The following is a 22000-nucleotide window of genomic DNA, read 5'->3' as shown; positions in this document are numbered from 1 at the left end:
TCAGCGCATTTCGCCCGCGCCCTCATAGGGATGCAGGCTGACCAGTGGGTCGCCTTCGGTGAAACGCGAGTAGCGGAAGTCGTCTGGGTCCACGTTCGGGAGCTCGGTCTTCCCATCGATGACGAGATCGGCGACGAGCTTGCCGACGGCGGGGGAGATCTTGTAGCCGTGGCCGGAGAAGCCGGTGGCGAGGAACAGGCCGTCGACCGGGGCGGGACCGATGATCGGATTGTAGTCGGGGGTGACGTCGTAGGCGCCGGCATAGGACCCGGTGATCCGCGGATCGGGCATATCGGGCAGGCGGTGGCCCAGCTTGTCCACGGTCTTGTCGACGGTGGATTCGTCGGCGCGGTTCACGTAGTCGTCGGGATCGATGTACTGCGGCGCTTGATGATCCGAATTGCCCACGAGCAGTTCGCCATTGGGCTCTCGACAGATATACGACAGGCCCGCCAGATCGGACAGAACCGGGACGACCGGTGTTGGCACGCCCTGGTCGACCAGCACCAGCTGGGCGCGCTGGGCGCGGACATCGAGCTCGACCCCGACTCCGGCGGTCAGTTCGGGAGTCCACGGTCCGGTAGCGAGAAGCACTGTCTGCGCATGGATTTCGGTGCCGTCTGCCAGGGTGACTCCATACACGGCGTCCGAATCCGATTGCAGCAGCGACTGGACCGGGGTGCTTTGACGGATCTGCACACCCAGCTTGCGTGCCGATGCGGCGAAGGCCATGCCCGCCAGATATGCCTCGCCGCGTCCACCGAGTGGCTCGTATGCGAATGCCGCGAAGTCGTCCAGGTGCAGGCCGGGCCACAGTTGCGCCATGGCGTCATGGTCGATGAGCCGCACGTCGATGCCGAGGCCCCGCATCATGGCGACGTTGGCATTGAGCGGGTCGATATTGTTCGCGCCGACCCCGACGACGTAGCCGCACTGCTGAAATCCCATGTCGTCGCCGAAGATCTCGCTCGCGCGGCTGAAGATGTCGACGCCATACCAGGCCATGGCCGCCAGCGACGGCGTCCCGTAGTGGCAGCGGACGACGCCGCTGGACTTGCCGGTCATGCCCGAGCACAGCGTGGTGCGTTCGAGGACGACGACGTCGGTCTCGCCACGGTCGGCGAGCGACCAGGCGATTGCCAACCCTTCGAGGCCGCCGCCGACGATCACGTACTTATGGGTTTCGGTCACTGAGCGTCCTTGCTGTTTCTTGCAGTGAGTCATCGTCCTGCCTCATGAAACAGCGCTACTGTGACGGCAGCGTTACGGCACGGTCAGCTCTCGGTGACACCCACAGGCGTTGTTGCGGGGATAAGTGCAGGTGTGCGGTGAATTCTGGCATTGCTTGACATGTGGATCGGTGCGAGTACTTGGGGTGCCGGTGTTTCCTAGTGATGATCTGAGTTTCATATAGGGCCACTGTTCGGCGGCTATCCGCTACTCATTCCCAGTAGCCGACCGCGGGCTTGGATTAACAGAAACGTCACCGGACGACCGCTATCGGCAACCTGGCGGATCGTCTACTTTAACCAGAACCGCCCACTATCAAGAGACACAGATTCTCGTTAGTAGACACTTATGAGGAAACTATGACTGAAGCGATTGCCGCGGCGAACACCGCGTGGATGTTGGCGGCCTTCGCCGCCGTGAGTCTCATGGTGCCCGGCCTTGCCATGTTCTACGGCGGCATGGTCAGCATCCGCAACACCCTCAACATGGCGATGATGACCTTCGGTGCGGTCGCCGTGGTCGGCGTGCTGTGGATCGTGTTCGGTTATTCGGGCGTGCTCGGCAACTCGCTCGGCGGGGTCGGTCTGCTAGGTGATCCGCTGGAGTTCCTCGGCTCCGAGGCGCTGCTCAAAGCGCCTTCCGAGCCCGCACTGCCGCCCGCGCTGGTGTCCGGATTCCAGATGCTGTTCGCCTGTCTCACCGTGGCGCTCATTTCCGGCGCCGTTGCCGACCGGATGAAGTTCGGCGCCTGGATGGTGTTCGCCGGGGTGTGGGCCACGCTGGTCTACTTCCCGATCGCGCACTGGGTGTTCGCGTTCGACTCCGCCGACGGCTCGGTGGTGGGCGGCTGGATCGCGAACACCCTGAAGGCCATCGACTTCGCCGGCGGCACCGCGGTGCACATCAATGCCGGTGTCGCGGCGCTGGCACTGGTGCTGGTGCTCGGCAAGCGCAGGATCTTCCCCAATCCACCGCGCCCGCACAGCCTTCCGCTGACCATGCTCGGTGCCGGCATGCTCTTCTTCGGCTGGTTCGGCTTCAATGGCGGTTCCGCGCTGGCCGCGAACAACAGTGCGTCGGTGGTCATTCTGAATACCGCAGCGGCCGGGTGCGCGGGCGTCTGTGGCTGGCTGATCGTGGAGAAGGTCAGGGAGGGGCACGCTACCTCGCTCGGCGCCAGCTCCGGGCTGATCGCGGCATTGGTTGGCATCACCCCTGCCTGTGGCGCGGTCTCGCCGATCGGTGCGCTGGTCATCGGCGCCGCCTCGGGTGCGCTGTGCTGCCTGACGGTGTCGCTGAAATACCGCTTCGGCGTGGATGATTCGCTCGATGTGGTCGGCATCCACCTGGTCGGCGGCATCCTCGGCACCATCCTGATCGGCTTCCTCGCAGATCCGGACGCGCCCAACGGCGTGGCCGGCCTGTTCTACGGCGGCGGCGTCGATGCGCTCTGGCGCCAGACCGTTGCCGTGCTCGCCGTGTTCGCCTACTCCTTGGTCGTCACCTTCACTATCGCGAAGGTCCTGGACAAGACGATGGGCCTGCGGGTCGACGAGGACAGCGAGCGCGAGGGCCTGGATGTGACCACGCACGGCGAGACGGCCTACGTCATGGACGCCGTCGCGGTCGTCGGGCACGTCACCCACCCGAACGAGGCGGTCGACGCCGCCGAGACCATCACCGCAGCGGCGGCGCATGCCGGAGCGGCCGAATAACGCTGCGGGCCCGATGGATCGGGGCCGGTTTCCGCGCGACGCCATCCGCGGGATCGGCCCCGTCGGCGGGTGCCGGGCTCAGCTCTCTTCGTGGTTGTCCGGGTATGCCGTGACCGCGAGGAACCGAATCGGCAGCCGGACGAGCTCATTGGGGCCGTGGATGCCCTCGCCGTCGAGCAGCAGTGAATCACCCGGCCGCAGCGTGTATTCCGCGTCGCCGTGGCCGTAGACCATGACGCCTTCGAGCATGTACAGCAGCTCGGTGCCCGCGTGCTGGAATCTGGGGAACACCTCGCTCGAATTGGTGAGGGTGACCAGCACCGGCTCGAGCCGTTTGTGTTGTCCGCGAAGGGAACCCAGCAGCTCGTAGTGATGTCCGACTCGGGTGCCGCGACCGACGATGATCGCACCGTTGCCCGCGGGAACGTACACCGCCTCCCGCGCGGTATCGGCGCCGCGGAACAGCGAGGTCACCGGCACGTCCAGGCCCGCGGCGAGCCGGGCGAGGGTGGACAGGCTGCACGAGGTCTGCGCGTTCTCGATTTTCGAAAGCATGGCCTTGGAAATGCCGACCTTGATCGCCATCTCGCCCACCGAAAGTCCACTGGCCCTGCGTAATGCGCGCACCTGCCGAGCGATCGCGGCCTCCAGATCGCCCGCGGTGGGCGGCTCACCGAGTACCTCCCGCTGCACCGGCGCGGGATCGCCGGTGTCGCGGTGGATCTGAGGTGTGGTCGGCATCGAGTCGGGCATTGCCCGATTCTAGCCGGAGTTTCCTGTCAGTAGACGACTCAGCAGCTGACGTTGCCGTTGGTGGCGGGCTGCAGGTCGGTGTGACCGCCCGAGAGCTTGACCGCGATGCCGTTGTCGGTCACCTTGATGTCGGTCGGCTGCAGGCCGAGCGGATAGCTCTGCAGGCTCTGGCTGAAGAGATCGACGATGCCCTGTACCAGGTCGGTCGGCAGGCCCACCCCGAGCAGTTGCGCCGACTCCGTCTCCACCTGCACCTTGCCGTTCTGCACCGTCGGATGCAGCTGTAGTTGCGCGATCCCGCCGAGCACGTCCAGGGTCAGCATGCCGCTGCTCGCGGAGGAGTGCACACCACTGACCGTTCCGGCGAGCGTCTGCCGGATGCCTTCGTTGTTCCAGGTGATATCGGCCGAGGAACTGCCGATCGTGCCGCCGTTCCTACCGCTGTCCTTGACCTCGACATCGTTGAAGCGGGCATGCACCACCATGCCGACGGCCGGTCCGAACTTGGTGTCGTTGCTGTCGATCGTCACCTCGGAGACCTTGCCGTCGACCCAGGTGATCAGCAGCGGCTTCCAGCCGAAGCCCACGTCGATCTTGGAGCCCATCTCCTTCTCGAATTGAGTACTGATGCACCGGGAGACCGTGTGTCTGGCATACACCTCGCCGCCGACCAGCATGCCGACGAGCAGAGTCACGACCACGACGAGGGCAATCACCAGTGTGCGCCGACTGATCGTCTTGGCTGCGGGTGTCTTCGTGCTCATGACGACAATTCTTCCCGACATTTCTGTGTCTGCTCTGAGGGCGCGGTGAGGGGTTCGATTGTGACATGTGACACAAGATTCGAGCGTAGCCTGGTGGCCATGGCTGGCGATGCGGCGGGCCGCGCACTCGAATCCGCGGAGCACGGGTGGCGTGTGCTGCGACGATTGGCCGGGCGCCACGCCGGATTCTTCACCACCAGGCAGGTGCTGCGCACCGGATGTGAGGCCTGGGTGCGGGCCGGGCTCGGCGACGGTTCGGTGACGCGGGCGGGGGTCGGGCTGCTGCGGCTGGCCGATTGGCCGGAGGGTCCGCTCGACGAATATGCCATGTGGGCCGCCTGGTTCGATGGCGCCGCCGCGGTGTCGCATCAGAGCGCGGCCGAACTCCACGGGCTCGGACGACTACATCCGAGGTTCCTGCACCTGTCGGTCGGTGGGGGTCGTCCGCCGGTCACGCCGCGGTTGGTGGTGTTGCGGCGTCCGCTGGTCGGTACCGATGTCGAATCGGCAGGTCCGTTCCTGGTGACGACACCGGTGCGGACGGTGCTCGACCTGGCGGTGGCGGACATCGGGCAGGCCGCGCTGGACGAAGTGGTAGGGGACGCGGTCGCCATCCATCGCTGTGTGAGTGACGAAATCCGTTCGGCCAGTGGACGTCTGCCAGCGCGCGCGGCTGCCCGGGTGTACCGGGCACTTACCGTGTGTGAGTAGTGGAGTGAGCAGGTGCGCGGTGATTTTCGTTCCGCTATCGGCGTGCATGCCGCCCGGTTTTGTCGGGCGCGCAATCGTGGCAGGGTGACCGACCATGGTCAGTTCGGTGCGACGGTGGACCACGGGACCGACAGCACGCAGTCGCGCATCCGTCGACGATAGGTACGCACCGGAAACCCTTCCTGGCGAAGGGATTCCGCTGCGACGCGCCAGCGGACCCGAGGCCCGAACGGCGCGAGCGGCGCGGCCCGGGCCCAGGCACGATCGGCTGTGGTGAGCAGCGCGTGGATCGGTTCGCCGGGAATGTTGCGGTGGATCAACGCCTTCGGGAGTCGCTCGGCGATGCCGGAGGGCTGCTCGACGGTGAAGGGGTCCCAGGCCAGCGTGAGCGACAGCGGACCGGAACGATCGAGCAGTACCCACGCGCAGCGGCGGCCGAGCTCATCACAGGTGCCGTCGACGAGCAGTCCGTCCGTGGCGACACCGGACAGGATGGTCGCCCACGCCTCGGGGACCGCCGCTTCCGGATACTGCCGCAGCACGTTGAACGCGCGCACCAAAGTCGGTCGCAGCCCGGCCAATTCGAAGCCGCCGCGGGCGAAGGTGACGCCGTCGCGGCCGGGCACCACCCGTTCGGGATCGATCTCCAGGCCGACCACCCGCACGTCGGGACGGACGGTGCGCAGCCGCGTCGCCAACTCCAGCGTGGTCCACGGGCTCGCCCCGTAACCCAGGTCGACCACCAGCGGATCGGCGGCGGCCTGCAGGCGCGCGCGGGCCAGATCGTCGTGGATCAGCCAGCGATCGCTGCGCCGCAACCGGTTGACGCCGGTGGTGCCGCGGGTGATGGTGCCGACCGGTTTGGTCAACTGGTCGGGTTTTGCTCTTCCAGCCACTGCACGGTCTCTTCGGCCTCGGCACGGAACAGGTCGACCAGGTTCACCAGCATCAGCTGCTCGAGCCGCGGACCCACCATCGGAATGAATACCTTTGCCTCCGAGGAGAACCGCATGGTGCAGCCGGTGTCGGTGGGGAACAGGCGGATGGTGCCGCCGAGGCTGCCCGGTCCGGCGGGAATGGACGCCGAGTACTTGCCGACGACCTCGTCCTCGTTGAACGGGCCGTAGCTCTCCTTGCGGGTGATCACCATGTCCTTGCGCATCACCGCCTGCGCGATCTCCGGCAGCATCTCCCGCGGCAGGATGTGGTGCAGCACGATCTCGATCCCGGAGTCGCTCACCTCGTGGCCGACGACCTCGTTGTCCGAGTACCTCTGCATCTCCGTGACCCGTGCCTCCCAGTAGTCACGGGTCGACAGCGCCGCGTACAGCTCTTTGGTGGTGTGCAGCGGGTAGCGGGCTGAGTAGTCCAGTCGACGAGCCATGAGCGGTTACGTTACCGGGACCGGTTGCCACGGCATCGCTCGGCGGTGAATGTGGAGCGCTGCCACAACTCCGTGCCGTCGGATCGGGAGATCGCCCAGTTCGGGTTATCGAAATCGCGTCAGTGTGAGGCGAGCCAGTTGTTGGTGAACTCTTCTTCGGAGGCGAGCAGCTCGGTGAGGCGTTCGGCGATCGCGGTCTCGATCTTGCCGCCGAACAGCGGGATCTTCACCTCGATGCTGCCGGTAACCGTGGCGACCGCACCCGAACCGTCGGCGGCCAGTGCGATATTGCCGCGGACCTCGGCCGGGGCGCCCTCGACGCGGGCCTCGAAGGTCGCGGCGTCGCCGCTCCAGTTTTCGACGCGCGGGATGATCAGATCCCCGGGGCGCACCGCGGTGATGGCGGCAGGCAGCTGCTCGGCGGCGATGGCCTGCACCATCTCGACCCGGACCTGGTCACCGCTGATGGTGACCGAATCGAGCCGGGCGTTCGGTCCACCCACCTCGGCGATGCGGTCCTTCCAGTACTGCTCGTCGGCGATCGCCGCGCACACGGCAGCGACCGGATGCGAATAGCGGGCCGTGTACGCCAGGGGTGTAGCCATGGTCGGACACGCTACCGTCTGGCTGTGCGAACTTCACGGGTGGTGTCGTCGGATCAGCTGCGCGATCTGTTGGCCGACACCGGCGCGCTGGTGCGCGAATCGGTGCGGCTGGCGGAACTGACCACGCTGCGGGTCGGTGGTCCCGCCACGGTCGCCGAATGCGCGACGACCGACGCTCTGGTGGCGACGGTGCGCGCGCTGGACGCGGGCGGGATTCCGGTGCTGCTGCTCGCCGGTGGTTCCAATCTGCTCATCGGTGACGAGGGCTTCGACGGCGTCGTGGTCCGGGTGCTGACCGAGGGCGTCGAGATCGGCGCGGCCGGGGTTGTCGCTGAGGCGGGCGCGAATTGGGACGCGGTGGTGGCGGCGACGGTCGCGGCCGGATTGGGCGGGCTGGAATGCCTGTCCGGTATCCCCGGTTCGGCGGGTGCGACTCCGGTACAGAATGTCGGAGCCTATGGCGTGGAGGTGGCGAATCTGCTGCGCCGCGTGTGGCTGTTGGACCGTGCCAGCGGTGCGATCCGCTGGGTCGAACCCGGCGAACTCGGTTTCGGATACCGCACCAGTGTGCTCAAGCACCGCGACGACGCGGTCGTGCTCGCTGTGGATTACGCACTCGACCCCGGTGGTTCGAGCGCGCCGCTGCGCTACGGCGAACTCGCGGTCGCGCTCGGCGCCGCCGACGGTGCGTCCCGGCCCGCCGATCAGGTCAGGGCGGCGGTGCTGCGGCTGCGGGCGGGCAAGGGCATGGTGCTTGACACCGACGATCACGACACCTGGAGCGCAGGCTCCTTCTTTACCAATCCGGTGGTGCTCGAGGCCCGCGTCGCCGAAGTGAAGGCTGCGATCACCGCCCATGTGGGGGACGTCACGATCCCGACTTATCCGGCGCCGGACGGGGTCAAATTCCCCGCGGGCTGGCTCATCGAACGCGCCGGTTTCGCCAAGGGCTTTCCGGGCAACGACGCCGCGGCGCGGCTGTCGACGAAACACACGTTGGCGCTGACCAACCGCGGTAATGCGACCGCGGCGGACCTGGTGGCGCTGGCCCGCACAGTCCGCGACGGCGTGGCCGAGCGATTCGGCATCCGGTTGGAGCCGGAACCGGTCACCGTCGGGGTCACGCTGTAGCGGGTGAAACGGACACCACATTCTTCGCTAGCCGATCGAACGATTCCGCCAGCGTAAATTCGATGAAGTGAGCAACCGCACAGTCATCCGTAGACCGGCCGCCGCCGTGTCGGCCGTGCTTCTCGTTGTGGCCGCCCTGGTGGCCGGATGCACAATCGACCGCACCGGCAAGAGCGAGCCCGCCAAGGAGCCGGGTCCGGTCGCGAAGGTGACCCTCGCCCCGGCCGCCGCTGCCAAGAACGTCAACCCGATCGCGCCGGTCTCGGTCACCGTGGCCGACGGCACGATCGACCAGATCGCCCTGACCAACGCCACCGGCAAGCAGGTCACCGGCGAACTCGCGGCCGACAAGCACAGCTACAAGATCACCGAGGCGCTCGGCTACGGCGCCACCTACACCTGGTCGGGCACCGCGATCGGCACCGATCTCAAGCCGGTTCCCATCGATGGCGCCTTCAGTACCCTGGCGCCGAAGAACGCCGTCCCGGCGACGCTCAATGTCGGCGATAATCAGGAAGTCGGCATCGGCGCGCCGATCATCTTGCAGTTCAAGGCTTCTGTGCAGAACAAGGCCGCGGTGGAGAAGGCCCTCACCGTCACCACCAATCCGCCGACCGAGGGCGCGTGGGCGTGGTTCCCCGACGACAACGGCGGCTCGCGGCTGCATTGGCGGCCCAAGGACTACTGGGTGCCCGGCACCACCGTGCACGTCGCGGCCAAGCTCTACGGACTCGACCTCGGCGGCGGCAACTATGGATATACCGATCTCACTTCGGATTTCCGCATCGGCCGCAGCCAGATCGTGAAAGCCAACGCGCCGAGCCACCGTATGCAGGTGGTGCGCGACGGCCAAGTGGTCTTCGACTTCGCGGTCAGCTATGGCGAGGGCAATGAGGCACGCAATGTGACCCGCTTCGGTGTGCACGTCGTCACCGAGAAATACGAGGACTTCGTGATGTCGAACCCGCCGTACTACACCAACGCTCGCGAACGCTGGGCAGTGCGTATCTCGAACAATGGCGAATTCATCCACGCCAACCCGGAATCGCTATCGGCACAAGGTTCCTCGAACGTCACCAACGGCTGCATCAACCTGTCGCCGGGTGACGCTCAGGCGTTCTTCCCGACCGCGCTCTACGGCGATCCGGTCGAAGTCACCGGCACCTCGATCCCGCTGTCGGCCGCCGACGGCGACCTCTACGACTGGACCATCGATTGGAGCACCTGGAAGGGCTTGTCCGCCTTGGACGAAACCCACGCTCCCAGCATCTCCGCGACTCCCGTCGCTCCCGGCCCGCCGCGCTGATCCGCTGATCAGACGCGATCCGCACCCGTTCGGATAGTCGAACGGGTGCGGATCGCTATCGGCGCCAAGCCATTACCGCTGCGTCGCGTCCGCCTTCTCGCGCGCGATGGCATTCTCGATGGTGTATTCGAATTTCAAACCCCAGATGCTAACGACCCGCACACATCAGAGCGAATCTCCAGCAACCCTATCGCCACGGCCGAGCGGCCAGCCCTGACCCGCCACGATAAACCGGTACCTGCAGCGCTGCGAGATCTACCGGCCGTGGTCCGACGGCTCGCTCAGCCGCGGCGCGCGAAGCGGCCGGGGACCTGTTGGTCGCGGGGCGCGACGACGATCTGGTCCAGGTTGACGTGCGAGGGGCGGGAGGCCACGAAGCCGACGATTTCGGCGATGTCCTGGGCGACCAGGGGATCGATGCCCTCGTAAACCTTCGTGGCGCGTTCCTCGTCGCCGTCGAAGCGGACCAGGGAGAACTCGGTTTCGACGGCGCCGGGTGCGATTTCGGTGAGGCGGACCGGCTGGCCGAGGAGTTCGCCGCGCAAGGTGCGGTGCAGCACGGCCTGGGCGTGCTTGGCCGAGGTGTATCCGGAGCCGTTGTCGTAGGCGTACATGGCGGCCACCGAGGTGATGGTGACGATGACGCCGTCGCCGGAGGCGATGAGCTTCGGCAGCAGGGCCTTGGTGATGCGCAGCGTGCCGAGCACGTTGGTTTCCCACATCCAGCGCCAGTCGTCGAGGTCGGCCTCGGCGACCGGGGCCAGGCCCTTCGCGCCGCCCGCATTGTTGACCAGCAGGTCGACGTGCTCGATCGCGTCGGTGAACGCCCGCGCCGACTCGTCGGAGGTCACATCGAGTTCCAGTGCGGTGCCGCCGATTTCGTCGGCGAGCCGCTGCAACCGGTCGAGCCTGCGGGCGCCGACGTAGACGTGGTAGCCCTGCTTGGCGAGTTCCCGGGCGGTGGCCTCCCCGATGCCCGAGCTGGCTCCGGTGACGACGGCGGTGCGAGTGCTCATGTGCTCGATCCTAAGTGCAGGTGGTTTGCCGCAGTCGGGGGCTGCTGCCCGGATCACGGTCCGCCCCGGATCGCCGTTAGCCTCGGTGGCATGGCTATTCGGGATGCGGTCAGCGCGGACGGAACGAACATCGTTTATCGGGTGAGTGGTCCTGCGGCCGGGCGGCCGTTGGTGCTGCTGCACGGATGGTCGGCGAACCTGCGCTGCTGGGGCGTGGCCGCCGACGACCTGGCCGAGCGCTTCCGTGTCATCGCCGTCGATCTGCGCGGCCACGGCTACTCCGACGCTCCGGAAACCGGCTACGACGATCCGAAGAACTGGGCCGCCGACATCGCGGCGGTGTTGACCGCCGAGGGCATCGAGTCGGGCGCGGTCCTGCTCGGCTGGTCCTACGGCGGCATCGTGCTCACCGACTACCTGGCGACCTACGGCACCGGCGCGATCGCGGGCGTCGTCTACACCGGATCGACGGCCAACATCGGCCGTGCCCCGGGCGCGGCGACCGGTTCGGCCATGGCGGAGGCCATCCCCGGCGTCTTCGAGGAGAGCGCGGGCCGCGCCGTGCGGGCATTCGGCGCGTTCGGCAACGCCAATACCGGCCCGGGCGCGGACAAGGGTGTCGACGCGCAGCGGCTGTTCGGCACGAGCCTGGCCACCCTGCCAGCGGTGCGCAAAGCGCTGTTCTACCGGACCGTCGACAACACCGAGACGCTGCGGGCCATAGACATTCCGGTACTGGTCCTGCACGGCACCAGCGACCCCGTCGTCCCGATCGAAAACGGCCGCTACATCCTCGACAACGCCCCCGGCGCGCGCGCCTCGTTCTGGGAGGACGCCCAGCACGGCCTGTTCATCGAGGACCGCGCCCGTTTCGTGGCCGAGGTCGGCGAGTTCGTCGACGATCTCTAGTGCGTGAGGGTCTTCACCAATAGCCTGTGATGGCTGTCACTTGCCTTGGTAGCAGCGTCTGATTTCGCCGATGCAACGTGCACTATGGACAGTGTGAGTCAACGCCCGGACCTACGGCCTAATCGGATTGCCGTGCTATCGGTGCACACCTCACCACTCGCTCAGCCGGGCACCGGCGACGCGGGCGGCATGAACGTCTATGTGCTGCAAACCGCCATTCAGCTGGCCCTACGCGGCACCGAGGTGGAGATCTTCACCCGGGCCACCTCCTCGAATGTGCCGCCCGTCCAAGAGGCGGCGGCGGGAGTGCTGGTGCGCAATGTGGTGGCGGGTCCGTTCGAGGGGCTGGACAAACGTGACCTGCCGACCCAGTTGTGCCCGTTCACGGCCGAGGTGCTGCGGCAGGAGGCCAGGCACCAGCCCGGGCATTACGACCTCGTCCATTCGCACTACTGGCTGTCCGGTCAGGTCGGCTGGCTGGCCAGGGACCGCTGGCGGGTGCCGCTGGTGCACACCGCGCACACTCTGGCCGCGGTGAAGAACGCCGCCCTCGCCGATGGCGACTGTCCCGAGCCCGCGACCAGGGAGATCGGCGAGAAGCAGGTGATCACCGAAGCGGATCGGATGGTCGCCAACACCGCCGAGGAGGCGCACCAGCTCATCGATCTATACGGCGCCCAGCCGGACCGCATCGACGTGGTGCCGCCCGGCGCCGACCTGACCCGCTACCGTCCAGGCGAAAAGGCCGCCGCCCGAGCCGAATTGGGGCTGGCCGCCGACGAGCAGATCGTCGCGTTCGTCGGCCGCATCCAGCCCTTGAAGGCGCCCGACGTGCTGGTGCGCGCCGCCGCGGAGGTGCTGCGCGCGCAGCCCGAACGCAGGTTGCGGGTGCTCATCGTCGGCGGCCCGTCCGGCACCGGACTGGAGCGGCCTGACGCGCTGATCCAGCTGGCCGCCGAACTCGGCATCGCCGAGCACATCACCTTCCTGCCGCCGCAGCCGCCGGACCGCCTGGTGCAGGTGTATCGGGCCGCCGACCTGGTCGCGGTGCCGAGCTACAACGAATCGTTCGGGCTGGTCGCCATCGAAGCGCAGGCCAGCGGCACCCCGGTGCTGGCCGCGGACGTCGGCGGGCTCGGCACCGCGGTGCGCCATGGCGAGACCGGCCTGCTGGTGGCCGGCCACGCCACCCCGGATTGGGCCGGCGCCCTCGGCTACCTGCTGGACGACTCGGAACGACTGCGCCGCATGGGCGCCAGTGCCGTCGGGCATGCCGCGAATTTCTCCTGGGAGCACACCGCGGAGGGACTGCTCGCCAGCTACTCCGCGGCGCTGACCGATTTCCGTGATCTGCGCTCGGGGCTCGGCGCGGGCCGCGGCGTGGCGTCCGAGCACGCACAGCTGCTCGGCGGTCCAGAGTTCGAGGGCGCACCTGCCGCGGTACCCGGTGAACGCACCAACCTCGCCGCGGAACGCTCGGCCGTTCTTCTCGGTGAGAGCCAGGCCAGATCGCGGGCGCTGCGCCGGCGCCGGACGGGAGCACGCCGATGAGTGAGCATCAGCGAGCGAACGGTAGTCACAGCACGAATGACATCCGCGCGACCGCGCGGCTTATCGATGAGACGCTGCGCGACCGGGAGATCGAGTACACCCACCCCAGCGAGGATGTCTTCGTCGTCATCCTGCCGGGTGAGAGCAAGCTGAAGACCACCGTCATGCTCACGGTCGGCAAGCACGGCGTGCGGATCGAATCGTTCGTGTGCCGCAAACCCGACGAAAACTTCGAGGGCGTCTACAAATTCCTGTTGCGGCGCAACCGCAGGCTCTACGGCGTGGCCTACACCCTCGATCGCGTCGGCGACATCTACCTGGTCGGCCGGATTGCGACGCACGCTGTCACCGCCGACGAACTGGACCGGGTATTCGGCCAGATCCTCGAGGCCGTGGACGCCGACTTCAATGTGCTGCTGGAACTCGGCTTCGCCGAATCCATTCGGAGAGAATGGAAGTGGCGCGTCTCGCGCGGTGAATCCCTGAAGAACCTGCGCGCCTTCGAACATCTGGTTGATGCCGCCGACCGGCCCTGAACCATTCGGATCGGTTTCGCCTGTGGCACCGGGAGATTCGCCTCGTTACGGCGACAGTCGCGCCGCGGCGCATATTCTCGACCCGGTCCGTGAGGTACAGGAGGTCGCACGGCGATGACGGTTATTGCTCTTGATATCGGTGCTACGAAGTTTGCCGCCGGGACAGTGCACGGGGGTCGTCAGGTGCGCGACGTGCGCCGGGTCGATGTGCCGCGCGAGTCGGTCTGGGAGGCGTGCCGGGACCTGCTGCTCGAGGTGGCGGGAGAGGCCACCGTCACGGCGGTCGGGATCGGCTCGGCCGGGCCCATCGATGTGCGCTCCGGTGTCACGGGTCCGCTGAATATCCCCGAATGGAAGTCCGGGTTTCCCATCGTTGCCGAGGTGCAGAAGCTCTTTCCCGCCGCGGTAATACGATTCGCCATGGACGGGGCGTGCCTGGCGCTGGCCGAACATCACGTCGGCGCCTTGCGTGGGGTGTCGAACGGGCTGGCGATGACGGTGTCGTCGGGTATCGGCGGCGGGGTCATCGGGGACGGCCGAGTGCTGCTCGGCCTCTCGGGCAATGCGGGGCATATCGGCCACATCGTCGTGCCCGGCTGGGATGTGCCGTGCGAATGCGGCGGCGTCGGGTGCGTCGAGGCGATCGCGAGCGGTATGTCGTCGGTGCGCTGGGCGCGCGAGCAGGGCTGGCGCGGGGAAACCGGCGCGGGTCTGGCGAAGGCCGCGCATTCCGGTGACGAGATCGCGCTCGCCGCGCTGCACCGCTCTGGCACCGCGCTCGGACAGGCCATCGCCTCGTCGGCCGCGCTGCTCGACATCGATCTGGTGGTGATCGGCGGCGGATTCGCACAATCGGGTGAACCGCTCTGGGCGCCGCTGCGCGCGGCGGTTGCCCGGCATGCTCGGCTGGACTTCCTGCGCGAGCTGAAGGTCGTTGCGTCCCGCATCAAGCACGGCGCCACCCTCGTCGGCGCGGGTGTGCTGGCCGCCGGGCACGACACCGCCGACTCCATCACCTGAGCATTAGCGGCCGCGGAACGGGTGGGGGAGCGTCATCGAGTCACGTGCCAGAATGGCCGTCATGACCTACACCCTCGTGCTGCTGCGCCACGGCGAGAGCGAATGGAATGCCCTGAATCTGTTCACCGGCTGGGTGGATGTGCACCTGACCGACAAGGGTATCGCCGAGGGCAAGCGGGCCGGGGAGTTGCTGGCCGAGCACGGCATTCTGCCGGACCTCGTCTACACTTCGCTGCTGCGGCGCGCGATCAGCACCGCGAACATCGCGCTGGACACGGCCGACCGGCACTGGATTCCGGTGGTCCGCGACTGGCGGCTCAACGAGCGGCACTACGGCGAGCTGCAGGGCAAGAACAAGGCGCAGATTCGCGACAAGTACGGCGACGAGCAGTTCATGCTGTGGCGCCGCAGCTACGACACGCCGCCGCCGCCGATGGACCCGGCCAACGAGTACAGCCAGGAGGGTGACCCGCGCTACGCGGGCATCGAGGTCCCGAAGTCCGAGTGCCTGCTCGATGTGGTGAACCGGATGGTCCCGTACTGGGAATCGGCCATCTCCAAGGAACTGCTCACCGGTAAGACGGTCCTCGTTGCCGCGCACGGTAATTCGCTGCGCGCGCTGGTCAAGCACCTCGACCAGATCTCCGACGACGACATCGCCGAACTGAACATCCCCACCGGCATCCCGCTGCGCTACGAGCTGGACGAGAACCTGCGCCCGGTCCGTCCGCGTGAATACCTGGATCCCGAGGCCGCCGCCGCAGGCGCCGCCGCGGTCGCCAACCAGGGCAGCAAGTAGTCGTAGCGATGTGGTTCCCGCACACCTGATGCGCTGTGGTCGAGCAATCGACCGCAGCGCGTCGCTGTTTACCCTCCCATGAGCGGGACATCAGCGAGGTGCTTCTCGCGTTCTGATGTCCCACTCGTCGGAGCGAGTTCATGTGAGCTGCCGTGGGCGATCAGCCGGGTTGGCACGGGCTCGTCGGGGTGGCTGTACGCCGGATTCGGTGCCTCTACGGTGAGTGGTTATTCTGCTGCCTGAGCGAGCCTGCGGTGGTAATACACAGGCGCTGTCTCGCGCTGTCAGCTGTATGTGAATCGGCATTCCTTTCAAGATTGGCGTAACCGAAAGCTCGAACTTACTCATCGGTATATACACTTTCGATCGTTCGACCAGCCCGAGAGGTGGATCACGTCCGATGAAGCACGGGTTGCGGATCACAGTGGCCGCGGTTGCCACCGCGGTGCTGGTTCCTTTCCTCACTTCCGGCGCGACCGCCGCGCCCGCGCCCGCCGGTCCGGACGGCGGCGCCGCGGGAGCCGCCTGGACCGCGGCCGAAGACGGCCCGCAGCAGTTCCCGAATGTGAACATCCAATGGGATGTTCCGATCACCATGAGCGACGGCACCGTCCTCGAGGGCAATGTGTACCGGCCCGCCGACGCTTCCGGGCGGCCGATCGACACCCCGACGCCGACCGTCGTCAACATGACGCCCTACACCAAGCTGGTGTCGAACCTCGCCGACAGCGCGATGTCCATCCCGGGCCTGTCCGACGCGTTGATAGAGCTACTCCGCCAGATCGACATGAGCGGCACCCCGCTGTCCGGCGTCACCGACCTGACCAAGGCATTCGGTGGCGGTGAGCTGCGCAACTTCGCCGTCGACCGCCAGCTGATCAAGAGCGGCTACACCCAGGTCGTGGTGGACGTGCGCGGCACCGGCTTCTCCCAGGGCGTGTGGGACATGCTGCGTCAGCGTGAGCAGCAGGACACCGTCGAGGTGATCGACTGGGCCGCGCGGCAGCCGTGGTCCAACGGCCGCATCGGCATGAACGGCATCTCCTACTCCGCCATCAATCAGGTGCAGGTCGCCGAGAAGCAGCCGCCCGCGCTGCAGGCGATCTTCCCCGTGGTGCCCGGCAGCGACCTGGTCAACGACGTGCTCGCGCCCGGCGGCGGCTTCGGCTTCAACTTCATCCCGCTGTGGCTGACGGCCATCAACGGCCTCAAGCTGCTGCCGGATCTGGCGTCGGTGGTCAACGGTCAGTTCGATACCAAGTGGCTGGCCGATCGGGCCAAGGATCCGCTGACCTTCATGGATGTGCTCCTCAACGTCTACACCACCGCCCGCGTCGAGGATCTCGATCCGCGCGCCAAGGAATTGCTCACCGGCACCTCGACGCCGCGCCAGGCCTGGCTGAGCGATCCGAGCAAGATCCAGGTGCCGACCTTCGTGACCGGTGGCTGGCACGACCTGTTCACCTACTCGGAATCCAAGATCTACAACGAGATTCCGCTGCCCGCCGGTCAGAAGCAGCTGCTGATGGGTAACACCTACCACCTCAACTCCGGCAACGAATACGGCAAGCCCGGCCTGCCGCCGCGCCTGGACGTGCTGCAGCGCGCCTGGTTCGACAAGTGGCTCAAGGGCATCGACAACGGCATCGATAAGTACGGCCCGGTCACGCTGCGCCAGCAGGGTGGCGGCTGGATCACCACCGATTCGTTCGCCGATCCCGATGCGGCCGCGGCGTCGCAGGATGCGGTGCATCGCCGAATGTACCTGTCCGCCAACCGCAGTGGCACCGCGAACAGCGCCTACGACGGCTCGCTGTTGCCGGAGGCGAGCCCCGACTCGGCGCGGCTGACGGTCGCGCCCGGCCTGACTACCCTGTGCTCCAACGACGCAGCGCAGGGAAGTGCGGGCGTCCTTTCGATCATCGACGGCTGTGCCAAGGACTCGCGGATCGCGGAGACCAACGGTCTGACCTTCACCAGCGCCCCGGTCGCCGACACCACCACCATCTCCGGCCGGATCGCGGTGCGGCTCAACACCGTTCAGGACGCGGCCGACGGCTACTGGGTGGCTACCGTGAACGACGTCGCGCCGGACGGACAGTCCACCGTGCTCTCCTCCGGGCAGATCATGGCGTCGCTGCGCGAGATCGACGAGGCCAACAGCACTAAGTCCGCCAACGGCGACTACACCGACCCGCGTCCGTTCACCTCGCTCGACCGGCGCCAGCCCACGGTGCCGGGCCAGGAGACGACCCTGGATATCGCGCTGCCCGCCACCGAGGCCATCCTGCAGCCCGGCCACCGCCTGCGCGTCGACGTGTACGCGGGCAACTTCCCGAAGGGCCTGCCGGTGCTGCCGATGCTGCTCGACACGGGTTTCAAGCCACAGCACGTGCAACTGGATCCGAACCGCCCGAGCTTCGTCAATATCCCGGTCCGGGGTGACACCGGCTGGTGATCGGCGCGTGAGTGCTGAAAGGTGCAGTCGGAACCCGGCTTGGGCGGACACTTTTCGCGCAGAAGCGCTGCATCCGGCGGTGCAGTGGCGAAAGTGTCCGCTGTGGCCAGGCAACAGCAGCGCATGAGGCCCCGGCCTGCGCCGACAGTTGACGCCCGTCCGTGCAGGATCCCGCACCCCTCGGCGAAAAGCGTCCGCCGCAACCGGTGTCGCGCTAATCCTCGACCGCGAACGCCGCATCCAGCGGCGGGAATACACCGCGGGCATCCTCGGCGCTGAACCAGAGGCCGACGGCGAAGACTGTTGTCGCCTCGAGGTATTTGGCGCGGTGCAGGCCGCCTGCGGGCGCCGGGTGCAGCTTCAGATCCTTCGCCAGGGCGGCGACCTGCTGCACCGCCTCCGAATTGTCACCGCAGATCGGCACGCTCAACCTGCGGCCCTCGAATTCCCTTGCGTCCGAGGCCCATACCTCGGCGGCGCACACATTGAACGCTTTCACCACGTTCGCGCCCGGCGCGCTTGCCGCGACCCGATCGGCGACCGCGTCCTCCGACAGCACGAACGCGGTCGCTCCGGCTGGTGCGGCCGCATCCGGCATAGGCACCTGCGGGTGGGGCCGCCGCACTAGCGACAACGCTCGCATGCAAGTTGGTATGACCGAATACCGCTTGTCCCACGCCCGTCGCAACGAACCGGATACCTCATGTGGAACAACGCGTAAACGCGCGGCCAACGGGGCTGGAAGGGGTCATAACCTGCGCGAAACTTCGTGTACCCCGAGTTTGCTTGTCGGCCTGCGACCGTACGATTCAGGTGTGAGTGTTCCGCAGACCGTACTGTTGGCAGTCCTCGCGGCTGTCGTCGGACTGGCAGTCGGCGGGTTACTCATCCCCTTCATGAACGCCAGGCAGGCCGCGCGCAGGCAGGCCGATTCGGGACTCACGATGTCGCAGGTACTCGACCTGATCGTGCTGGCTTCCGAGAGCGGCATCGCGGTGGTCGACGAATACCGCGACGTGGTGTTGGTGAACCCGCGCGCCGAGGAACTCGGGCTGGTCCGCAACCGACTGCTCGACGAACGCGCCTGGGCCGCGGTGGAGAAGGTACTGGCCACCGGCGAGTCCGCCGAATTCGACCTCACCGCCAAGAACCCGATGCCCGGTCGCAGCCGGATCGCGGTGCGCGGCGTCGCCAGGCAACTGTCCCGCGAAGAAACCAGCTTCACCGTGCTGTTCGCCGATGACGATTCCGAGCAGGCCAGGATGGAGGCCACCCGCCGCGATTTCGTCGCCAATGTCAGCCACGAGCTGAAGACCCCGGTCGGCGCGCTGAGCCTGCTGGCCGAGGCAATGCTGGAGTCCGCCGACGACCCCAAGGCGGTGCGCCACTTCGGCCAGCGCGTGCTCGGTGAATCCCGGCGCCTCGGCAAGATGGTGACCGAGTTGATCGCGCTGTCGCGATTGCAGGGCGCGGAAAAGCTGCCGGAGCTCGAGGTGGTGGACGTGGACACGGTGGTGACGCAGGCCGTCGACCGCTCCCGGACCGCCGCCGAGGCCGCCGGCATCACCGTCAGCACCGATCGGCCCAGCGGGCTCGAGGTGCTCGGCGACGAGACACTGCTGGTCACTGCACTGTCCAACCTGGTGGAGAACGCGATCGCCTACTCGCCCGCCGGCTCGCACGTATCGGTGAGCCGCTCGCTGCGCGGCGATCATGTCGCGATGGCCGTGACCGATCGCGGCATCGGCATCGCCAAGGAAGACCAAGAGCGGGTTTTCGAACGTTTCTTCCGGTCCGACAAGGCGCGTTCGCGCTCCACCGGCGGTACCGGGCTCGGGCTGGCTATCGTCAAGCACGTGGCCGCCAACCACAACGGTGAGATCACGTTGTGGAGCAAGCTGGGCACCGGTTCGACGTTCACCCTGCGAATACCCGCCCATCTCGAAACCGATAGCGACGACGACGTCGACGGTTCCGTGGTGAGCATGAGAGAAATCAGCCCGCGCCCCTCAGGGGCGGGCAGACCCAACGGTGTGGAGGCACGCAGATGACGAGTGTTCTAATCGTCGAGGATGAGGAGTCGCTGGCCGATCCGCTCGCGTTCCTGCTGCGCAAGGAGGGTTTCGAGGTCACCGTCGTTGGTGACGGACCGTCCGCGCTCGCCGAATTCGACCGGTCCGGTGCCGACATCGTGCTGCTCGACCTCATGCTGCCCGGCATGAGCGGCACCGATGTGTGCAAGCAACTGCGCACCCGCAGCGGTGTTCCGGTGATCATGGTGACCGCCCGCGACAGCGAGATCGACAAGGTGGTCGGGCTGGAGCTCGGCGCCGACGACTACGTGACCAAGCCGTACTCGGCGCGTGAACTGATCGCCCGCATCCGGGCCGTGCTGCGCCGCGGCGCGGGCGATGAACTCGACGGCACCAACGAGAGCAGCGTGCTGGAGGCTGGACCCGTCCGGATGGATGTCGACCGCCACACCGTGCACGTGAACGGCAAGCAGGTCACGCTCCCGCTGAAGGAATTCGACCTGCTCGAATATCTGCTGCGCAACTCCGGTCGCGTGCTGACCCGTGGCCAGCTGATCGACCGCGTCTGGGGCGCCGACTACGTGGGTGACACCAAGACCCTCGACGTGCACGTCAAGCGCCTGCGTTCGAAGATCGAAGGCGACCCGGCCAAGCCGGAGCATTTGGTGACGGTCCGCGGCCTGGGCTACAAGCTCGAGGCCTGAGCGCCTTTCCGCTTTTCAGCGACCCGCAGCGGCCGAGGCCCCGACTACCTCGGCGCGCTGCGTCATCGACCTCAGGGCAGGTAGAGCCAGGTGGGGCCGATGGGGGTGTCGGTCTTGTTCAGGGTGATCCAGCCGAGCGCGTCTTCCTGCATGCAGTCATACACATCCGCGGCGCTGGTGCCACGGCAGGCGATGGTGTGGGTGACGCCGTACGGGCTCATGATCAGGTTCTTGCCCTCCTTGGCCGCATTGAGGGCTTGCGGGGTGTCCGCGGGCACGAAGTCGGCCGTGAAATCGGCGTATTTGGCGGGATCGCCATTGGGTTCCGCGTGAGCGACGCCGGTCATGGTGAGGGCGGCGCCGATCGCGATGGCCGTCAAGGTAAGGGCTTTCTTCAACATGACCGCATATCAAACCTTATATCGGTGACGCTCGCATGGCCTGCAGGTGAACCACCCGCTTTGCAAGACTCACGCAGGCTGGTCGGCACCCGGTGCGTCAGGCTTCATTCGGTTGGCATGGACGGTCGCCGGATGGATTGCGATCAGGCCGAGTCCTTGCCGCCGCTTGCAGTGCCTGGCCAGCTCCTCGTAGGCGGGTTTGCCGAGCAGCTCGGCGAGTTCGGGGCCGTAGGATTGCCACACCGGGCGCGCGCCGACGTGGGCGTCGGGGGAGCCGGAGCAGTACCAGTCGAGGTCGAGTCCGCCCGGACCCCAGCCGCGCCGGTCGTATTCGGTGATGGTGGTCTTCAGGATCTGGACGCCGTCGGGCCGGTCGACCCAGTCCTGGGTGCGGCGGATCGGCAACTGCCAGCACACGTCCGGCTTCACCTCCAGCGGCTCGATACCACGGCGTAAAGCCATGGTGTGCAGCGCGCAACCGACGCCGCCTTCGAAGCCGGGTCGGTTGAGGAAGATGCAGGCGCCGTCGTGCCTGCGGGTGCGCAGCGCGGGTTCGTCCTCCAGCTCATCGAGCTCGAGATAGCCCTTCTTGGTGACTTTGCCGTTGGCGTCCACCGCGTGGTCCATCAGCTGCCAGTCTTCGGGTGTGAGCATTTTCACAGCGCTCTGCAGTCGCTTGCGATCGTCCTTGTCGGCGAGGAAAGCGCCGTGCGAGCAGCAGCCGTCGTCGGGGCGATCGCTGAGGATTCCCTGACAGGCGGGGGTACCGAAGACGCACGTCCAGCTCGACAGCAGCCAGGTCAGATCCGCGACGATCAAATGCTCGTCGTTTGCTGGATCGACGAACTCGATCCATTCTCGTGGGAAGTCGAGATCGACCTCCGGACTCGGATCGATCTTCCCCGCTGGTCGGGGCCGGGTCGGGCCGCTCGCGGATGCGCCTACCGTCACACCTCGGAACGCTAACAGTTCAG

General features: G+C 67.0%; 22 protein-coding genes. 12 read left to right on the top strand and 10 right to left on the bottom strand.

What is annotated here, in order from left to right; translation table 11 throughout:
- A complete protein-coding gene (locus ACV7NQ_RS13385; RefSeq protein WP_463359934.1) occupies positions 1–1191 on the bottom strand; it encodes an NAD(P)/FAD-dependent oxidoreductase in 1191 nt (396 codons plus the stop codon).
- A gap of 398 nt (positions 1192–1589) precedes the next feature.
- Between ACV7NQ_RS13385 and ACV7NQ_RS13380 the strand changes: the two genes are divergently transcribed.
- The gene (locus ACV7NQ_RS13380; RefSeq protein WP_463359933.1) at positions 1590–2945 is read left to right on the top strand and encodes an ammonium transporter; all 1356 of its coding nucleotides are present in this window, start codon (positions 1590–1592) and stop codon (positions 2943–2945) included.
- Between the two features lie 78 nt (positions 2946–3023).
- On the opposite strand, the gene ACV7NQ_RS13375 is transcribed toward ACV7NQ_RS13380, so the two are convergent.
- The gene (locus ACV7NQ_RS13375; protein WP_463365656.1) at positions 3024–3686 is read right to left on the bottom strand and encodes a helix-turn-helix domain-containing protein; all 663 of its coding nucleotides are present in this window, start codon (positions 3684–3686) and stop codon (positions 3024–3026) included.
- A 50-nt stretch (positions 3687–3736) separates the two neighbouring features.
- Complete coding sequence (locus ACV7NQ_RS13370; protein ID WP_463359932.1) at positions 3737–4462, bottom strand: LmeA family phospholipid-binding protein; 726 nt, start codon at positions 4460–4462, stop codon at positions 3737–3739.
- Positions 4463–4561: 99 nt separating this feature from the next.
- Here ACV7NQ_RS13370 and ACV7NQ_RS13365 point away from each other — a divergent pair, with 99 nt between their 5' ends.
- On the top strand, positions 4562–5173 hold the full coding sequence (locus tag ACV7NQ_RS13365) for a hypothetical protein (RefSeq protein WP_463359931.1): 612 nt from the start codon (positions 4562–4564) through the stop codon (positions 5171–5173).
- A 98-nt stretch (positions 5174–5271) separates the two neighbouring features.
- Here ACV7NQ_RS13365 and ACV7NQ_RS13360 read toward each other — a convergent pair whose 3' ends face one another.
- The 3 genes from ACV7NQ_RS13360 to ACV7NQ_RS13350 form a co-directional block, all read right to left on the bottom strand.
- Complete coding sequence (locus tag ACV7NQ_RS13360) at positions 5272–6069, bottom strand: class I SAM-dependent methyltransferase (protein WP_463359930.1); 798 nt, start codon at positions 6067–6069, stop codon at positions 5272–5274.
- Positions 6039–6557 (bottom strand): DUF2505 domain-containing protein, encoded by a 519-nt coding sequence (locus ACV7NQ_RS13355; protein WP_463359929.1) that lies wholly within the window; start codon positions 6555–6557, stop codon positions 6039–6041. Before ACV7NQ_RS13355 ends, ACV7NQ_RS13360 begins: the two co-directional genes overlap by 31 nt.
- A gap of 119 nt (positions 6558–6676) precedes the next feature.
- Entirely contained in the window at positions 6677–7162 is a 486-nt protein-coding gene (locus ACV7NQ_RS13350) for a DUF2505 domain-containing protein (RefSeq protein WP_463359928.1), read from the bottom strand.
- A gap of 42 nt (positions 7163–7204) precedes the next feature.
- On the opposite strand from ACV7NQ_RS13350, the gene ACV7NQ_RS13345 reads away from it, so the two are divergent.
- The gene (locus tag ACV7NQ_RS13345; protein ID WP_463365655.1) at positions 7205–8293 is read left to right on the top strand and encodes a UDP-N-acetylmuramate dehydrogenase; all 1089 of its coding nucleotides are present in this window, start codon (positions 7205–7207) and stop codon (positions 8291–8293) included.
- Between the two features lie 67 nt (positions 8294–8360).
- On the top strand, positions 8361–9599 hold the full coding sequence (locus ACV7NQ_RS13340) for a L,D-transpeptidase (protein WP_463359927.1): 1239 nt from the start codon (positions 8361–8363) through the stop codon (positions 9597–9599).
- A 281-nt stretch (positions 9600–9880) separates the two neighbouring features.
- On the opposite strand, the gene ACV7NQ_RS13335 is transcribed toward ACV7NQ_RS13340, so the two are convergent.
- A complete protein-coding gene (locus tag ACV7NQ_RS13335) occupies positions 9881–10615 on the bottom strand; it encodes an SDR family NAD(P)-dependent oxidoreductase (protein WP_463359926.1) in 735 nt (244 codons plus the stop codon).
- Positions 10616–10705: 90 nt separating this feature from the next.
- On the opposite strand from ACV7NQ_RS13335, the gene ACV7NQ_RS13330 reads away from it, so the two are divergent.
- From ACV7NQ_RS13330 to ACV7NQ_RS13305, 6 genes are all read left to right on the top strand, one after another.
- Positions 10706–11524 carry an alpha/beta fold hydrolase gene (locus tag ACV7NQ_RS13330; protein WP_463359925.1) on the top strand — a complete coding sequence of 273 codons (819 nt, stop codon included), beginning with the start codon at positions 10706–10708 and terminating at the stop codon, positions 11522–11524.
- Positions 11525–11608: 84 nt separating this feature from the next.
- Positions 11609–13075: a D-inositol-3-phosphate glycosyltransferase gene (gene mshA, locus ACV7NQ_RS13325; protein ID WP_463359924.1), complete on the top strand. Its 1467-nt coding sequence runs from the start codon at positions 11609–11611 to the stop codon at positions 13073–13075.
- Positions 13072–13611: a type III secretion system chaperone family protein gene (locus ACV7NQ_RS13320; protein ID WP_463359923.1), complete on the top strand. Its 540-nt coding sequence runs from the start codon at positions 13072–13074 to the stop codon at positions 13609–13611. The genes mshA and ACV7NQ_RS13320 overlap by 4 nt, the downstream gene beginning before the upstream one ends.
- Before the next feature lie 114 nt (positions 13612–13725).
- A complete protein-coding gene (locus tag ACV7NQ_RS13315) occupies positions 13726–14631 on the top strand; it encodes an ROK family protein (protein WP_463359922.1) in 906 nt (301 codons plus the stop codon).
- A gap of 61 nt (positions 14632–14692) precedes the next feature.
- Entirely contained in the window at positions 14693–15430 is a 738-nt protein-coding gene (locus tag ACV7NQ_RS13310) for a phosphoglyceromutase (protein WP_463359921.1), read from the top strand.
- Between the two features lie 400 nt (positions 15431–15830).
- Positions 15831–17888, top strand: coding sequence for a CocE/NonD family hydrolase (locus ACV7NQ_RS13305; protein WP_463359920.1), 2058 nt, complete (start codon positions 15831–15833; stop codon positions 17886–17888).
- Between the two features lie 214 nt (positions 17889–18102).
- On the opposite strand, the gene ACV7NQ_RS13300 is transcribed toward ACV7NQ_RS13305, so the two are convergent.
- Positions 18103–18486, bottom strand: coding sequence for an NAD(P)-binding domain-containing protein (locus ACV7NQ_RS13300; RefSeq protein WP_463359919.1), 384 nt, complete (start codon positions 18484–18486; stop codon positions 18103–18105).
- 217 nt (positions 18487–18703) lie between these two features.
- On the opposite strand from ACV7NQ_RS13300, the gene ACV7NQ_RS13295 reads away from it, so the two are divergent.
- Positions 18704–19939: a sensor histidine kinase gene (locus tag ACV7NQ_RS13295; RefSeq protein ID WP_463359918.1), complete on the top strand. Its 1236-nt coding sequence runs from the start codon at positions 18704–18706 to the stop codon at positions 19937–19939.
- Positions 19936–20625, top strand: a complete 690-nt coding sequence (locus ACV7NQ_RS13290; protein WP_463359917.1) for a response regulator — start codon at positions 19936–19938, stop codon at positions 20623–20625. Before ACV7NQ_RS13295 ends, ACV7NQ_RS13290 begins: the two co-directional genes overlap by 4 nt.
- Positions 20626–20696: 71 nt before the next feature.
- Here ACV7NQ_RS13290 and ACV7NQ_RS13285 read toward each other — a convergent pair whose 3' ends face one another.
- Together ACV7NQ_RS13285 and ACV7NQ_RS13280 are read right to left on the bottom strand one after the other, a co-directional pair.
- Positions 20697–21026, bottom strand: a complete 330-nt coding sequence (locus ACV7NQ_RS13285; RefSeq protein ID WP_463359916.1) for a hypothetical protein — start codon at positions 21024–21026, stop codon at positions 20697–20699.
- 69 nt (positions 21027–21095) lie between these two features.
- Positions 21096–21977 (bottom strand): hypothetical protein, encoded by an 882-nt coding sequence (locus ACV7NQ_RS13280; protein WP_463359915.1) that lies wholly within the window; start codon positions 21975–21977, stop codon positions 21096–21098.
- Between the last annotated feature and the right edge of the window lie 23 nt (positions 21978–22000).

It is taken from the genome of Nocardia sp. Tas62D01, assembly GCF_055232035.1.
This window is presented reverse-complemented; position numbering and strand designations above follow the sequence as displayed.

Coding starts and splice junctions, on each gene's coding strand:
- ACV7NQ_RS13380 (WP_463359933.1), top strand. CDS start 1,590: ATGACTGAAGCGATTGCCGCGGCGAACACCGCGTGGATGTTGGCGGCC.
- ACV7NQ_RS13375 (WP_463365656.1), bottom strand. CDS start 3,686: ATGCCGACCACACCTCAGATCCACCGCGACACCGGCGATCCCGCGCCG.
- ACV7NQ_RS13370 (WP_463359932.1), bottom strand. CDS start 4,462: ATGAGCACGAAGACACCCGCAGCCAAGACGATCAGTCGGCGCACACTG.
- ACV7NQ_RS13365 (WP_463359931.1), top strand. CDS start 4,562: ATGGCTGGCGATGCGGCGGGCCGCGCACTCGAATCCGCGGAGCACGGG.
- ACV7NQ_RS13355 (WP_463359929.1), bottom strand. CDS start 6,557: ATGGCTCGTCGACTGGACTACTCAGCCCGCTACCCGCTGCACACCACC.
- ACV7NQ_RS13350 (WP_463359928.1), bottom strand. CDS start 7,162: ATGGCTACACCCCTGGCGTACACGGCCCGCTATTCGCATCCGGTCGCT.
- ACV7NQ_RS13335 (WP_463359926.1), bottom strand. CDS start 10,615: ATGAGCACTCGCACCGCCGTCGTCACCGGAGCCAGCTCGGGCATCGGG.
- ACV7NQ_RS13330 (WP_463359925.1), top strand. CDS start 10,706: ATGGCTATTCGGGATGCGGTCAGCGCGGACGGAACGAACATCGTTTAT.
- mshA (WP_463359924.1), top strand. CDS start 11,609: ATGGACAGTGTGAGTCAACGCCCGGACCTACGGCCTAATCGGATTGCC.
- ACV7NQ_RS13320 (WP_463359923.1), top strand. CDS start 13,072: ATGAGTGAGCATCAGCGAGCGAACGGTAGTCACAGCACGAATGACATC.
- ACV7NQ_RS13315 (WP_463359922.1), top strand. CDS start 13,726: ATGACGGTTATTGCTCTTGATATCGGTGCTACGAAGTTTGCCGCCGGG.
- ACV7NQ_RS13310 (WP_463359921.1), top strand. CDS start 14,693: ATGACCTACACCCTCGTGCTGCTGCGCCACGGCGAGAGCGAATGGAAT.
- ACV7NQ_RS13305 (WP_463359920.1), top strand. CDS start 15,831: ATGAAGCACGGGTTGCGGATCACAGTGGCCGCGGTTGCCACCGCGGTG.
- ACV7NQ_RS13300 (WP_463359919.1), bottom strand. CDS start 18,486: ATGCCGGATGCGGCCGCACCAGCCGGAGCGACCGCGTTCGTGCTGTCG.
- ACV7NQ_RS13290 (WP_463359917.1), top strand. CDS start 19,936: ATGACGAGTGTTCTAATCGTCGAGGATGAGGAGTCGCTGGCCGATCCG.
- ACV7NQ_RS13285 (WP_463359916.1), bottom strand. CDS start 21,026: ATGTTGAAGAAAGCCCTTACCTTGACGGCCATCGCGATCGGCGCCGCC.